This is a genomic window from Acrocarpospora corrugata (genome assembly GCF_009687845.1).
In the GTDB taxonomy this organism is placed as follows: domain Bacteria; phylum Actinomycetota; class Actinomycetes; order Streptosporangiales; family Streptosporangiaceae; genus Acrocarpospora; species Acrocarpospora corrugata.
The window spans coordinates 39,481-52,914 of sequence record NZ_BLAD01000061.1 but is presented as its reverse complement, the minus strand read 5'-3'; the positions used below and the strand labels follow the sequence as shown (position 1 = coordinate 52,914).

Below are 13,434 nucleotides of genomic sequence, written 5' to 3'. Positions count from 1 at the left end.
ACAGGCCGACCGGGAGACTTGTGCGGCACTCTTGACGAAATCGATTTCTTGGACTTCACTGTGGCGCACCCCACAGCCCTATCGAGAGGGACGCAGGCCTATGAACATTCCCAACCGCAAGGTCGCGCTGGCCTGCGCGACCGCCGCGCTGGCGGTGACCGCCCTTGCGGGATGCTCGTCGAGCGATGACGCGGACACCTCGTCAGCGGCCAAGACGCTCGAAATCGTCTACTGGAACTACGGCCCCGCCGCGGAAAGCGGCAACAAGGCCACCGCGGACGCCTTCATGGCGGCGCACTCCGATGTGAAAGTCTCGTTGACCCCGGTCACCGGTGAGAACTGGGGCACCTACTACGCGAACGTCGCCACCCTCATCGCCTCGGGGAAGCATCCCGACCTCATGGTCATCTCCGGCGAGGGCGCCCAGTTCGTGCACGCCAACAACCTGGTCCAGCCCATCAACGCGTACGTCGAGAAGGACCCCGAGGCCAAGACGCTCGTCGCCGACATCGCCAAGGGCCTCATCGACGGCTTCACCGTCAAGGGCGACATCGTCACCCTGACGTACGGCTGGAACGACATGGTCGTCTACTACAACACCGACGTCTTCAAGAAAGCCGGTCTCGAACCCCCGAGCGCCGACTGGACCTGGGACGACTTCAAGGCGACCGCCAAGAAGCTCACCGCGGACACCAACGGCGACGGCAAACCCGATCAGTACGGTTTCACCTGGGCCAGCAACGAGATCTTCCCCGGCATCATGCCCTGGGTCGCCAACGCCGGCGGCAACCTCACCAGCGACGACGTCTGCACGGCCACCGCCGACACACCCCAGGTCAACAAGGCCGTGACCTTCCTCAAGGACCTGATCACCGAGGGCATCGCGCCGGCCCCGATGCCGATGAGCGACGTCTTCACCCGATTCCAGAACGGACAGGTCGCCATGTTCGGCGCCGGTCGGTGGCCGATCGCCACCTTCCTGCCGGCGGGGTTCAAGGCGTTCGACATCCAGCTCTACCCTAAGGGCGACACCTACAAGACAGTCTTCGGCGGCGCCGGCTACCCGATCCTGAAGTCGTCGGGCAACCCGGACCTCGCCTGGGAATACCAGAAGTTCACCGTCAGCGACGAGATCGAGAAGCAGTACGTCGGCACTCCTGACAAGCCCGGCGACTCCATCCCGTCGCGCCGTTCGGTGGCGGAGACGATCTCCAAGGTCGGCGTTCCTCCTGCCAACTCCGACCTCTTCTACCACAGCATCGACAAGTACCCGACCCTCGTGCCGTACCCCGCGCCGGCGAAGTACAGCACGTTCGAGTCGACCGTCCTCCGTCACCTGCAGCAGATCTTCGCGTCCGAGACGTCGGTCTCGGACGGGCTCAAGAACATGCAGGGCGAGTTGAGCGGCATCGTCACCTGCTGAGAAGGCGGACCATGACCACCAGTAGCACCCTCCGGCCCGGGGTCGTCGACCCCGGGCCGCCGGCCCCGCGGCCCCCGCGCCGCCGGGGCGACGGGGCGGCCGCGCTCGCGTTCCTCACACCGTCGATCATCACGTTCCTCGTCTTCGTGCTCGCCCCGACGGTCGGCGTGCTCGTGCTGAGCTTCTACAACTGGAACCTGCTCAGCGACGGCACGTTCGTCGGCCTGGACAACTTCGACCGGCTCTTCCACGACGGGCGACTGCTCGGCGTGTACGGCTCGACGACGTACATGGCGCTCGCCATCCTCGCCGTCAACGTGGTCGCCGGGCTGCTGCTCGCGGTGCTGCTCGAAACCCGGATGCCCCGCTGGCTGCGCGGCTTCTTCCGGCTGTCGTTCCTGTTCCCGTTCGTGGTGTCGGCCTCGGCGGTCGCGCTGATCTGGCGATTCCTGCTCAACAAGGACTTGGGCCTGGTCAACTACCTGCTCGGCCTGATCGGCATCGACCGGATCGACTGGCTCGGCTCCTCGGCGTTCGCGCCGGTGTCGGTGATCATCGTCAACTCGTGGAAGACGATCGGGTTCTCGATCCTGGTCTACATCGCGGGCCTGCAATCGATTCCGAACGAGCTGCGGGAGGCCTCCATCGTGGACGGCGCGAACGCCTGGACGCGGTTCTGGCGGATCACCTTCCCGCTGCTCTCGCCGACCATCTTCTTCCTGGTCGTGATCAACACCATCAACTCGTTCCAGATCTTCGCCGAGCCTCGGGTGCTCACCCAGGGCGGCCCCGGGGACTCCAGCCGCACGATCGTGGAGTACCTCTATGACCGGGCGTTCGGTGACTTCGATCTGGGTTACGCGTCGGCGATCGGCATCACCTTCGCGCTCGTCCTGATCGTGCTCACCGCCATCCAGTTCTGGTTCTCGCGCAGATGGACGTTCTACTCATGAGTCACCGCCTCGGGTTCTGGCTGGCCCGCGTTCTGACCTTCCTGGTGCTGGCCGTGGCGGCGCTGGCCATCACCGCGCCGTTCCTGTGGATCTTCCGGGGGGCCTTCTCCGGCTCCGACGCGGAGTTGTACCGGCTGCCGCCGAGCCTGGAGCTCGGGAATCTGACGGTGCGCAACTTCGGGCTGGTCGCGGAGCAGGTGCCGTACTTCCAGTTCTTCCTGAACTCGATCATCGTGTCGACGGTCATCACGGCGGCGCAGCTGGTCACCTGCTCGACGGCGGCGTACGCGTTCGCGCGGCTGCGGTTCCGGGGGAAGAACGCCCTGTTCGCGGTGGTGATCGGGTCGCTGATGATTCCGATCCAGGTGACGATCGTGCCGCTGTTCCTGGTGATGTCGAAGATCGGCCTGACCAACACGCTGTGGGCGCTGATCTTCCCGGGGATCTTCAGCGCGTTCGGGATCTTCCTGCTGCGGCAGCACTTCCTGACGCTGCCGCGTGAGCTGGAGGAGGCCGCCAAGATCGACGGATCTGGGCGGTTGCACACGTTCGTGCGGATCATCCTGCCGCTGTCGGGGCCGTCGATCGCGACGCTGGGCATTCTGTGCTTCACGTACTGGTGGAATGACCTGCTGCTGCCGCTGGTGATGATCAGCGACACCGAGCGGCAGACGCTGCCGGTGGGTCTGGTGCTGCTGGCCGGCCGGTTCTCGACCGGGTCGCTGGGGACGATCGCAGCCGGTATCGCGATGGCGATCGTGCCCGTGCTGATCGTGTTCATCGCGGCGCAGCGGTACATCGTGCAGTCCATCGCGTCGAGCGGGCTGAAGCTCTGATGCGGGCGACTGCCACCGCCACGCTGCCGTGGCTGGTCAAGCGCGGTGTGCTCGTGTTCTGGCACGAACTGCCCCGCAGTGTCGTGGTCGGCGTGATCGGGCTCGCGTCGGCGGTTCCGCTCATGGCGTCGGTCATCGTCGCGGCCCCGGCCTGGATGCTGGCCGCCGCGACCGTGCCGCCGTCGCTCGCTCTGACGGGTATGGCCAGGTTCGCCGCCGCGGCGGTTTGTGGCGACGGCCCGCGCCTGGCGCTGCTGCGCCGGCTCGACCCGGTGCTCGCGCTGCTGCTCGCGGCCGGTCTGTCACTCGCCGGGCTCGGGCTCGCGTCGGGTGGCGGGGCCGCGCTGGCCGGGACCGTCGGCTGCGCCGGACTGCTGCTCGTGTTTCCGTACGCGCTGGCTTATGGCGCGATTCGGGGGCGGTACGGCCTGACGGCGTTGCGGGGTGGGGCGATTCTCGTCGCGTTCCGGCCGAGTTGGGCGTTCACGCTCGTCGGGCTGGGCTGGCTGGGCGGCTTCGCGGTCGCGGCTTCCACCGGGGTTCTGGCGGTTGTCGTGCTCCCGCTGCTGCTCGCGATCACTGGCGTGCTGACAGTCGCTCTTCTTGACGAGGTCGACGCACTGCAGGCCCGTACATGACCGTCGTAGTCGCCGGAGACGGCGCGGAACCAGGCGAGACCGGATGGCCGGCGCGAAAGTAACGATCTACCAGGTGGCCGCACGCGCCGGTGTCTCGGCGGCCACCGTGAGCCGGGTCATGAACGGCGCCCGCGTCTCACCGGAGTCCGAACGCCTCGTCCGGGCCGCCGCCGAAGACCTGGCCTTCACCCCCAACCGGACCGCGCGGCGGCTGCGCCGCCAGTACTCGGAGGTGATCGCGCTGATCATCCCGGACATCGAGAACCCCTTCTTCACCGCGCTCGCCCGTGGCGTGGAGAACCGGGCCCGCGCCGGGGGCTACTCGGTCGTGCTGTGCAACACCGACGACGATCCGGCGCGCGAGTCGACGTACATCGACATCGCGCTCGCCGAGCACATGGCCGGGGTCATCCTGGCGCCCGCCGACGACGGCAGCGACGTCAGCAGGCTCATCGCGCGGCAGCGTCCCGTCGTCGCGGTGGACCGGAGCCTGAACCGGCCCGGCATCGACGCGGTCACCGTCGACAACCGGGCGGGCGGGCTGTCGGCGGCGGAGTCGCTGTTCGACGCCGGGTTCACCCGGGTGGCGTGTATCACCGGGCCCAGTTCGGTGGAGACCGCGCAGCTGCGGATGGAGGGGTGGCAGCAGGCGAGCAGGAAACGCCACGGAAGAGGGGATGAGGAGTTGCTGCGTTATGCCGACTACCGGGTGGACGGCGGCCGGGCCGCGATGGCCGAGTTGCTCGCGCTGGATGAGCCGCCGGACGCCGCCGTCGTCGCCAACAACCTGATGGCGGCGGGGGCGCTCGACGCGCTGCACGACGCCGGGCTGACGCCGCCCGGGTTCGGGCTGGCCGTGTTCGGCGACCTGCCGTACGCGTCGTTCGAGCGGCAGGGCATCCGGGTCGTCGACCTGCCCGCCCGGGACCTGGGCGAGGCGGCGGCCGGGCTGCTGCTGGAGCGCATCGCCGGTGACGACGGCCCGGCGCGGACGGTGATTCTGCGCACCGATCAGATATCGAGGGGGAAGAAGTGAGCTTTCTGGGCGTCGACATCGGGACGTCGAGCAGCAAGGGTGTGCTGGTCGACTCGGCAGGGCGGGTGCTGGCGTCAGCCGTACGTGAACATGAGGTCAGCCGTCCGCGACCCGGGCACGTCGAGATGGACGGCGAGGCGTGGTGGACCGAATTCCGGGAGCTCGCCGCCGAACTGACCGCCGGCGCCGAGGTCACGGCGGTGGGCGTCAGCGGGATGGGCCCGTGCGTGCTGCTGACCGACGAGGCAGGACGGCCGCTCCGGCCCGCGATCCTGTACGGCGTCGACACCCGGGCCGCCACCCAGATCGAGGACCTCACCACCGAACTCGGCGGCCCCGACGCGATCCTCGACCGATGCGGATCGGTCCTGTCCTCGCAGGCCGTCGGCCCGAAACTCCGCTGGCTCGCCGAACACGAACCGGACACCTGGCGCCGCGCCCGCCGCCTGTTCATGCCGGCCTCCTGGCTCGTTCACCGCCTCACCGGCGCGTACACGCTGGACTACCACTCGGCCAGCCAGTGCGCCCCGATGTTCGACATCAGGGCCGTCGACTGGTACCGGCCGTGGGCGGACCGGATCGCCCCCCAGCTGGAACTCCCGGCCCTGGCCTGGTCCGACGAGATCGCCGGCACCACCAGGGAGCCGATCGCTGGCATCCCCGCCGGCACCCCCGTCATCACCGGCTCCATCGACGCGTGGACCGAGGCGGTGAGCGTCGACGCCCAGAACCCCGGCGACCTCATGCTGATGTACGGCACCACCATGTTCCTGATCGCCACCGTCGAACTGCCCCTCCGGACGCCGTCGATGTGGGGCACGGTCGGGGCGTTCCGCGGCTCGCACAACCTCGCGGGCGGCATGGCGACCTCGGGCGCGCTCACCGGGTGGCTGCGCGATCTCGTCGGCTCGCCCGGCTACGAGACCCTGCTGGCCGAAGCGGAGGCGTCGGGGCCGGGGGCGCACGGGCTGCTCATGCTGCCCTACTTCGCGGGGGAACGGACGCCGCTGCAGGACCCGGACGCGCGGGGCGTCATCGCCGGGCTGACGATGAGCCACACCCGGGGCGATCTCTACCGGGCCGCCCTGGAGGCGACCGCCCTCGGCGTGCGGCACAACATCGAGGCCATGCACGCCGCCGGCGCGTCCGTCGAACGCGTCGTGGCCGTCGGCGGCGGCACCCGCGGCGGGCTGTGGACGCGCATCGTCAGCGACGTCACCGGTCTGCCCCAGATCATCCCGACCACGACGATCGGGGCGTCCTACGGCGCCGCCTACCTGGCTGCCCGCACAACCGTCGACGCCGCCATCACCGACTGGAATCCGCCGGTAGAGACGGTCATTCCCGATGCCGCGCGGCGCTCCGGCTATGACGAGCTGTACGCGATGTACCGCGAGCTCTACCCGGCCACCCGCACCATCGCCCACACGCTCGCGGCCCGGCAACGGAAGCTCGCGTAACCCTCACGGAGGACACCGCATGACCACCTACACGCTCCCCGCCCCACCCGACCGCCCGGCCGCGCAGCCGAACACCGCCTACCTGATCGCGAGCGGGGACCTGCGCCTGTCGGCCAACCTGGCAGGCTGGCCCACCCAGACGCGGATGGAGGCCGACGTCACCGCAGCCTTCGCCGAACTCGGCTGGACGGTGCTGCGGGCCAACCCCGTCGACCCCGCCACCGGCCACGGCTTCGTTTCGAGCCAGCGGATGGGGCTGGAGGTCTTCAAGAACATCCCGCCCGACGCGCCGCTCATCGTCGCCGAAGCCGTCTGGCAGTACAGCCACCACGTCCTCGCCGGGCTGCGCACCCACCGCGGCCCGATCCTCACCGTCGCGAACTTCCACGGCCAGTGGCCGGGGCTCGTCGGGCTGCTCGGCCTCAATGCCGGGATGGCGAAGATGGGAGTGGCGTACTCGACGATCTGGAGTGTCGACTTCACCGACGACTGGTTCAAAGCGGGCATCAAAAGCTGGGTGGAGACCGGGACCATCGACCACGACGCGTCCCACGTGCGTGACCTGCCGGCCCTGCCAGAAAGCCCCGAACGCGACCTCGGTCAGGCCCTCGCCCGGCAACTCCTCCTAGACAAGGCGATCATCGGCGTCTTCGACGAGGGCTGCATGGGCATGTACAACGCCATCATCGACGACGAACTGCTCAACCCGATCGGCATCTACAAGGAGCGCCTCTCCCAGAGCGCCCTCTGGGCCGAAATGCAGACCGTCTCCGACGAGGAGGCCGACGCGGTCGGCGACTGGCTCATCGGCAAGGGCATGACATTCCGGCTCGGCACCGACGAAGCCACCGAACTCACCCCGGCGCAGCTGCGCTGGCAGTACAAGATGTACGTCGCCGCCCTGCGCATCAGCGACGACTTCGGCCTCGACGCCGTCGGCATCCAGTACCAGCAGGGGCTCAAGGATCTGTCCCCCGCCTCGGACCTCGCCGAAGGCATCCTCAACAACGTCGACCGCCCGCCGGTGACCTCCCGCGACGGATCCCGGGTGCTGTGGGACGGCCAGGCCCTGCCGCACTTCAACGAGGTCGACGAAGGAGTCGCCGTCGACGCCCTCGTCACCAACCGCATCTGGACGGCCATGGGCCTCGATCCCGCGACCACCCTGCACGACGTCCGCTGGGGTGAGGACTACGACGGCCAGTTCGTCTGGGTCTTCGAGATCTCCGGCTCGGTGCCGCCCTCGCACTTCGCCGACGGCTACGCGGGCGCGGTCGGCTGGCGGCAGGACCCCGTCTACTTCCCGCTCGGCGGCTCCACCATCAAGGGCGTCTGCAAGCCCGGCGAAATCGTCTGGAGTCGCGTCTTCGTCCAGGGCGGCGAACTCCACGCCGACCTGGGCCGCGCCTCCGCGATCACCCTCCCCACCGAGGAAACCGACCGCCGCTCCCAGGCCACCACCCCCGCCTGGCCCATCATGCACGCCGTCTTCCACGGCGTCACCCGCGACCAGTTCATGGCCCGCCACAAGGCCAACCACCTCAACGTCGCGTACGCCCCTGACCCAGAAACCGCCGACAAGGCCCTCGTCGCCAAGGCCGCCCTGTTCGCCGAACTCGGCGTCAAGGTGCACCTGTGCGGCGACTCGGACATCGCCTGATCCGGCCTCCAGCGGACGAAGGTCTCCGTGATCGTGGGAGACCCTCGTCCAATTGAGCCTGTCAGAGGTGCCTGGTCACAGGACTGCTCCGGTGCCCGGACGAGGGCGGGAGGTTCGGGGTCCTGCCGGTTCCGGGGGTGGCCGGCGGTCGAAGCGGTTCAGGGCGATGGCGATCGGGCCCGCGACGAATGAGGACGACAGGGTGCCTGCGACGATGCCGGTGATCAGGGCGATGGCGAAGTCGTGGAGTGTTTCGCCGCCGAAGGTCGCCAGGGCGATGAGGACGAACAGGGCGCCGAGGCCGGTGTTGACCGTTCGGGGGACGGTCCGCAGGATCGCGCTGTTGACGACCTCGGTGAGGTCGTGTTTGGCCCGGCCCGTCCACAGCTCCCTGACCCGGTCGAAGACGACGACCTTGTCGTTGACGGAGTAGCCGATGATGGTGAGGAGCGCGGCCAGGAAGATGCCGTCCACCGGCTTGTTCAGCCAGGCGAACAGGCCCACCACGACCGTCACGTCCACCAGCAGGGCCAGCACCGCCGCCGCCCCGAACGTCCACCGGAACCGTACGGCCAGGTAGGCCAGCTGGGCGGCCACCGCGACGCCGAGCGCGATGGCGGCGTTGCGGCGCAGTTCTGCGCCCATGCTGGGGCCGATGAACTCGTCGCGAAGCTTGGTCACCTTTCCCGCCTGGGCTGCCAGCGCGTCCTGGATCCCGGCGACGTCGGCGGGGGTGAGTTGCCCGGCCCGTACCGAGACGACCCCGGCTGAGGAGTGCACGACGGCGGATGGGTGACCGGCGACCGCCTGCCGGGCGACCTCGGCGGGGATCGTGCCGGTGGTGGTGAACTCGACGGCTCTGCCGCCGGTGAACTCGACGCCGAAATTCAGGCCCCGGGTGAACGTCCCGGCGAGGGCGACCACGACGAGCCCGCCGGCCAGGGCCAGCCACCAGCGGCGACCCGACATGAGCGAAGGGTTCCTGCGGGTGAGCCAGGTCTTGATTCGCCCAGGTGACCCGATACCGGTCACCTTCGGCCCGACCCGGCCGAGGAACGCCTGGGTGAGTACGCGGGTGATCAGCATGGCCGACACGAGCGAGGCGAGCACCCCGATCCCCAGCGTCACCCCGAAGCCCTTCACCGGTCCCGCCGCCAGCAGGAACAGGATCCCGGCGGCGATCAACGTGGTGGTGTTGGAGTCGGCGATGGCGCTCCACGCGTGCTTGAAGCCCAGGTCGAGAGCACGGCGGGAGGACCGGGCGTGTTCCTCCCTGGCCCGTTCGAAGATCAGAACGCACGCGTCGATGGCGATGCCGACAGCCAGCACGAAACCGGCCAGGCCGGGGAGGGTGAAGGTGGCGCCCATCGCGGTGAGCGCCGCGTACGAGATCAGGCCGTAGGCGGCCAGCGCGACCGTCGCGAGCAGGCCGGCCAGGCGGTAGACGGTGATGATGAACAGCGCGGTCAGCGCGAGCCCGGTGATCGCGGCCTTGGCGCTCGCCTCGATCGCCTCCGCGCCGAGGGTCGGGCCCACACTGCGCTGCTCGACGAGATCGAGCGGGACGGGCAACGCGCCGCCCTTGATGAGCACGGCCAGGTCGCGAGCCTGCTCGTACCCGAAAGAGCCGGTGATGTCCGTGGAACCGCCGGGGATGCCCGTCCCGCAGGGCACCGAGGGGTTGAGCCGCGGTGAGGAGATGATCTCCCGGTCGAGGACGATCGCGATCCTGCGCCTCGGATCTCCGGGGTCCGCGCAGGTCGCGGCTCCGGTCAGCCGCTGCCAGGCCCGCGCATCCCGGAACTCGACCCCGACCGACCAGCCGGGCCCGCGCTGCGGGTCGGTGCGCTCGCCCGCGCCGCTGACACCGTCCCCGCTGATCGCGGCCGGCCCGAGCCGCAGCCGCTGCCCGCTCTCGTCACGCGGCGCGGCCTGGTCATTCTCCTCAGCGAGCGCGAGCACGGGATGAATGGTCAGCTGCGCGGTCCTGCCAATGACCTCGGCGGCCTGCCGGGGATCCAAGACCCCCGGCAACTCGACGATGATCCTCCGCTCCCCGGAACGCACCAGGGCCGGATCGACCACCCCAAGCATGTCGGCCCGGCGCCGCAACACATCCAAGGCCCGGTCGGCGGCGTCGGAATCAGCCGCAGCGGTGGGCGAATCTCTCGCCTCGAAGACGAGCTGGGTACCACCGCGCAGGTCAAGCCCCAGCCGCGGCGAAACCCCCACAGCGATGGTCAACGAAGTAGCAATGACGGCCAGCGCCGCCAGCGCACGCCAAACAGACGTACGAGTCATGAAAGCCTCCGCAGGCTCAGAAGTACGTAAAAGGACTGGTCAGAGCGTTGCGGAGGGCGGAGCACGAGCAGGCGGCGCACACCGGCGGCAGTCTGATGGCGCCGAACCGTCGCCCGGCGCCATTCCGACATGCCAGGAACCCGGCGGCCGAGAACCACCGAAGCCGAGGACCGCCGCCCCAAACCCCTCATGCGCCCCAGAACGCCCCTGCACCAACTGAGCCAGCCGCGTGGCGGTGGACTGCGCGTCGTGGCCGTGCGCGTGCCATGCGGGGGTCGCCTGGTTGGCCCCGAACGTGCGCGCGTTGGGTCTGGGGCGGGTGGACGCGGTGGAGGCTGTCGCGAGTCGGGTGGGTGCGGTGATTCCGGGTTGCGTGGTTGCGGTGGCGCGGGGGCCGTGGGCGATGCCGGGGAGTAGCCAGGTCAGGAGGAGTAGGAGGGCGGGCAGTCTGGTGCGCACGACGTCTCCCTCCCGGACCGGTGGCCCTCCACCGTAGCTCGCGTTTGCAGTCAGCGCCTTGGTGGGTGAAGTGAGCTATGGTCGAAATATGTGGACTGGGAGAACGCCTGGCTCCGCCGCCTTCACGGCGGCGGTGGGCTTTCTCCTGCTCGCGCTGGCGATGTTCGCCTCCACGCCCGCCTGGGCCGCCGACACCGCCCGCCAGTCGAGTGAGTGCTCCGCCGATGTGATCACCCCGGGGACGCAGGTGTCCTCGGGCCTGGCACTGCCGCCGACGGCGGCCCGGACACCCGGACTCGTGTCCCGGCTGCTCCCGGCGCCCAACTGGGCCCAACCGGCCTCGGCCTTCCGGCAGGTCTGGCCTGACGCCGGCTCGGCCGACATCCGCGACCCCCAGCAGTCGGGGCATCGCGCACCGGGCTCGCGCAGCCCGCCGACGCTCTAGAGGTTCTCTCCTTCCCCCGCCCGCGCAAGCCGCGTCCGGGGGCTCATCGGTCCGCCCGCGACGACGCGGAGACCGCTGAATTCTCACGCTAGGAGCGACACCATCATGGCGTCATTGCACACATTCATGCAGGATAACGAGCGGCACCTGGCCCAGCTCGAAGAGCTGCGCGCCCTGCTGCAGGAGCAGCATGCCGCGGCCGTCGCCGAGCTCGGGGCCGTCACGTCCGAATCAGGGGACCAGCTCCGGCTGGCCGCCCACGCCGCCGAGATCGAGGCCGCCATCGAGCGGATGGACCGCGGGCTGTACGGCACCTGCCGTCGGTGCGGGGCGTTCATTCCGCTTGCCGTACTGTTCCGGGCGCCGCAGGAGCAGCGGTGCCCCGGCTGCGCCGAGCAGAGTTCGACGATGGAGATGGCGGTATGAGCGGCGAGGGCGCGCGTACCGTTCTCAGCGGGGTGCAGGCCGGTGCCATCGGCGATGAGCTGCGGGAGCAGCTCGTGTGGCGCACCTCCCGGCTGCGGGAGCTGACCGGGCTGGTCACGGAGGTGGACGGCGACCTCCGCCAGCGGACCATGGCCGATCTCGCGGCCACGGAACGGGCGATCGCGGAGATCAAGAAGGGCCTGGTCCGGCTGTCCGAGCGCGACTACGGGCAGTGCGAGGACTGCGGGACGTCGATTCCGTACGAGCGGCTGAAGATCCGGCCGCTGACCCGGCACTGCATGCCGTGCCGGCAGGCTCGCGAGATCCGCTGACAATGGTCCCGCGCGCTCTGGACGGGGCGCGCGGGACTTGCCGCGGGTAGATTTCGTATCCGGCCATCCGGCGGGTCTAGAACTCGTAGACGTTGGTGATGCTCCACGGGCCGCAGTCGGAGCTGAACGTGCCGCGGTCGCAGCCCTGGACGACGAAGCGCCAGGTGTCGGTGGTCCTGCCATGGCTCACGGTGCTCTCGAAGTCGACGGCGGGGTTCTTGGTGATGGTGAACTGGCCGCTCCACGGCGTCAGGCGGCCGACCTTGACCTGGTAGGTCCGGTTGCCCAGCTGGGCGTCCTTGCTCCAGCGGACGTTGAAGAAGTCCCAGTCGCGGCCGAGCCCGCTCCACTTGAAGACCATGTTCGGGCCCTTCTCGAACGCGCGGACCAGTGTGCCGTCACCGAGATTGGGGGACCAGACGATCTTGCCGGTTTCGAAGCGCTGCCAGGAGCCGCGCTTGTCGGGGTAGCCGAACTCCTTGGTGACGGGGCAGCCGAAGACGCTGTTCTCGCCGTTGTTGGAGCGCCAGAATCCGCCGATGAGGCTGCCGTTCGGGGCGATCAGGGCGGGGTCGCAGGTGGTGGCCTGGGCCGCGGTGGGGGCCAGGAGAGTGAGGCCGGCGGCGAGCGTCGCGGCTGCCAGCAGGGCGCGGGTGATCGACATGGGAGAACTCCTTGGAGGCGTACCGGACCGAGGTCAGTGGGCCAGGGTGATCGAGGTGGGGATGCTCCACGGGCCGCAGTCGGAGCTGAACGTGCCCCGGTCGCAGCCCTGCACGATGAAGGCGAAGGTGCTGTTGGAGTGGCCGTTCGTGGTGGTGCCGACGCCGTCCTTGACGAAGGGCGTCATGGTGAACTGGCCGCTCCACGGGGTCAGCCGGGCCTTCTTGACCTGGGTGGCCGGGCTGCCGTCCTGGCTCCAGCGGACGTTGAAGAAGTCCCAGTCGCGGCCGAGTCCGCTCCACTTGAGGACGATGTCGCCGTTCTTCTGGAAGACCCGGACGAGGGTGCCGTCGCCCAGGTTCGGCGACCAGACGATCTTGCCGTTCCGGAAGCGCTGCCAGGAGCCGCGCTTGTCCGGGTAGCCGAACTCCTTGGTGGTGGGGCAGCCGAAGACGCTGGTCTCGCCGCCGTTGGAGCGCCAGAATCCGCCGACGAGGCTGCCGTTCGGGGCGACCAGGGCGGGGTCGCAGGTGGTGGCCTGGGCGGCCGACGGGGTGGCCAGGATGGCGGCGGCGGTGGCGACGGTGGCGGCGAGGCCGAGCAGGGCGCGTCCGGTGCGGTTCATGGGAGGGTCCTTTCAGCGGGGTTTTGTTGTTCGCACCACCTTTTTAGGTCAGATAGCTTTCAATCCGACTGCTTCGACTTGCAAGCCACTTAAATCATTGACTGCAAGTATGCGAAAGCGAGCGTCGTTCGGATTGTTGCTCTCGTTTTGTCGCATATGCGCAGCTCAGGGCCATGA

General features: G+C 69.2%; 13 protein-coding genes. 10 read left to right on the top strand and 3 right to left on the bottom strand.

The genetic code is table 11. The annotated features are described in order from the left end of the window. The first annotated feature begins 100 nt into the window (after nucleotides 1–100). Genes Acor_RS23795 through Acor_RS23765 form a run of 7 tightly spaced genes read left to right on the top strand, consistent with a single transcriptional unit; the run spans nucleotide 101 to nucleotide 8,006 of the window. Nucleotides 101–1,423, top strand: a complete 1,323-nt coding sequence (locus Acor_RS23795) for an ABC transporter substrate-binding protein (RefSeq protein ID WP_155338947.1) — start codon at nucleotides 101–103, stop codon at nucleotides 1,421–1,423. A gap of 11 nt (nucleotides 1,424–1,434) precedes the next feature. Further along, nucleotides 1,435–2,376: a carbohydrate ABC transporter permease gene (locus Acor_RS23790; RefSeq protein WP_155338946.1), complete on the top strand. Its 942-nt coding sequence runs from the start codon at nucleotides 1,435–1,437 to the stop codon at nucleotides 2,374–2,376. After that, the gene (locus Acor_RS23785) at nucleotides 2,373–3,212 is read left to right on the top strand and encodes a carbohydrate ABC transporter permease (protein WP_170317051.1); all 840 of its coding nucleotides are present in this window, start codon (nucleotides 2,373–2,375) and stop codon (nucleotides 3,210–3,212) included. Before Acor_RS23790 ends, Acor_RS23785 begins: the two co-directional genes overlap by 4 nt. Beyond that, nucleotides 3,212–3,850 (top strand): hypothetical protein, encoded by a 639-nt coding sequence (locus Acor_RS23780; protein ID WP_155338944.1) that lies wholly within the window; start codon nucleotides 3,212–3,214, stop codon nucleotides 3,848–3,850. Before Acor_RS23785 ends, Acor_RS23780 begins: the two co-directional genes overlap by 1 nt. Nucleotides 3,851–3,893: 43 nt before the next feature. Then, nucleotides 3,894–4,886, top strand: coding sequence for a LacI family DNA-binding transcriptional regulator (locus Acor_RS23775; RefSeq protein ID WP_155338943.1), 993 nt, complete (start codon nucleotides 3,894–3,896; stop codon nucleotides 4,884–4,886). Continuing rightward, entirely contained in the window at nucleotides 4,883–6,346 is a 1,464-nt protein-coding gene (locus Acor_RS23770) for an FGGY-family carbohydrate kinase (protein WP_155338942.1), read from the top strand. Before Acor_RS23775 ends, Acor_RS23770 begins: the two co-directional genes overlap by 4 nt. Before the next feature lie 19 nt (nucleotides 6,347–6,365). Beyond that, a complete protein-coding gene (locus tag Acor_RS23765; RefSeq protein ID WP_155338941.1) occupies nucleotides 6,366–8,006 on the top strand; it encodes a fucose isomerase in 1,641 nt (546 codons plus the stop codon). A 75-nt stretch (nucleotides 8,007–8,081) separates the two neighbouring features. Here Acor_RS23765 and secD read toward each other — a convergent pair whose 3' ends face one another. After that, entirely contained in the window at nucleotides 8,082–10,307 is a 2,226-nt protein-coding gene (gene secD, locus Acor_RS23760; protein WP_155338940.1) for a protein translocase subunit SecD, read from the bottom strand. Between the two features lie 547 nt (nucleotides 10,308–10,854). On the opposite strand from secD, the gene Acor_RS23755 reads away from it, so the two are divergent. The 3 genes from Acor_RS23755 (at nucleotide 10,855) to Acor_RS23745 (ending at nucleotide 11,969) form a co-directional block, all read left to right on the top strand. Then, on the top strand, nucleotides 10,855–11,211 hold the full coding sequence (locus tag Acor_RS23755) for a hypothetical protein (RefSeq protein WP_155338939.1): 357 nt from the start codon (nucleotides 10,855–10,857) through the stop codon (nucleotides 11,209–11,211). 126 nt (nucleotides 11,212–11,337) lie between these two features. Continuing rightward, nucleotides 11,338–11,637: a hypothetical protein gene (locus Acor_RS23750; RefSeq protein ID WP_155338938.1), complete on the top strand. Its 300-nt coding sequence runs from the start codon at nucleotides 11,338–11,340 to the stop codon at nucleotides 11,635–11,637. Next, complete coding sequence (locus Acor_RS23745; RefSeq protein WP_155338937.1) at nucleotides 11,634–11,969, top strand: TraR/DksA family transcriptional regulator; 336 nt, start codon at nucleotides 11,634–11,636, stop codon at nucleotides 11,967–11,969. The genes Acor_RS23750 and Acor_RS23745 overlap by 4 nt, the downstream gene beginning before the upstream one ends. A gap of 76 nt (nucleotides 11,970–12,045) precedes the next feature. On the opposite strand, the gene Acor_RS23740 is transcribed toward Acor_RS23745, so the two are convergent. After that, nucleotides 12,046–12,633: an LGFP repeat-containing protein gene (locus tag Acor_RS23740; protein WP_155338936.1), complete on the bottom strand. Its 588-nt coding sequence runs from the start codon at nucleotides 12,631–12,633 to the stop codon at nucleotides 12,046–12,048. A gap of 33 nt (nucleotides 12,634–12,666) precedes the next feature. Beyond that, nucleotides 12,667–13,257 carry an LGFP repeat-containing protein gene (locus tag Acor_RS23735; protein ID WP_155338935.1) on the bottom strand — a complete coding sequence of 197 codons (591 nt, stop codon included), beginning with the start codon at nucleotides 13,255–13,257 and terminating at the stop codon, nucleotides 12,667–12,669. Nucleotides 13,258–13,434: the final 177 nt, after the last annotated feature.

Coding starts and splice junctions, on each gene's coding strand:
- Acor_RS23795 (WP_155338947.1), top strand. CDS start 101: ATGAACATTCCCAACCGCAAGGTCGCGCTGGCCTGCGCGACCGCCGCG.
- Acor_RS23790 (WP_155338946.1), top strand. CDS start 1,435: ATGACCACCAGTAGCACCCTCCGGCCCGGGGTCGTCGACCCCGGGCCG.
- Acor_RS23785 (WP_170317051.1), top strand. CDS start 2,373: ATGAGTCACCGCCTCGGGTTCTGGCTGGCCCGCGTTCTGACCTTCCTG.
- Acor_RS23780 (WP_155338944.1), top strand. CDS start 3,212: ATGCGGGCGACTGCCACCGCCACGCTGCCGTGGCTGGTCAAGCGCGGT.
- Acor_RS23775 (WP_155338943.1), top strand. CDS start 3,894: ATGGCCGGCGCGAAAGTAACGATCTACCAGGTGGCCGCACGCGCCGGT.
- Acor_RS23765 (WP_155338941.1), top strand. CDS start 6,366: ATGACCACCTACACGCTCCCCGCCCCACCCGACCGCCCGGCCGCGCAG.
- secD (WP_155338940.1), bottom strand. CDS start 10,307: ATGACTCGTACGTCTGTTTGGCGTGCGCTGGCGGCGCTGGCCGTCATT.
- Acor_RS23755 (WP_155338939.1), top strand. CDS start 10,855: ATGTGGACTGGGAGAACGCCTGGCTCCGCCGCCTTCACGGCGGCGGTG.
- Acor_RS23750 (WP_155338938.1), top strand. CDS start 11,338: ATGCAGGATAACGAGCGGCACCTGGCCCAGCTCGAAGAGCTGCGCGCC.
- Acor_RS23745 (WP_155338937.1), top strand. CDS start 11,634: ATGAGCGGCGAGGGCGCGCGTACCGTTCTCAGCGGGGTGCAGGCCGGT.
- Acor_RS23740 (WP_155338936.1), bottom strand. CDS start 12,633: ATGTCGATCACCCGCGCCCTGCTGGCAGCCGCGACGCTCGCCGCCGGC.
- Acor_RS23735 (WP_155338935.1), bottom strand. CDS start 13,257: ATGAACCGCACCGGACGCGCCCTGCTCGGCCTCGCCGCCACCGTCGCC.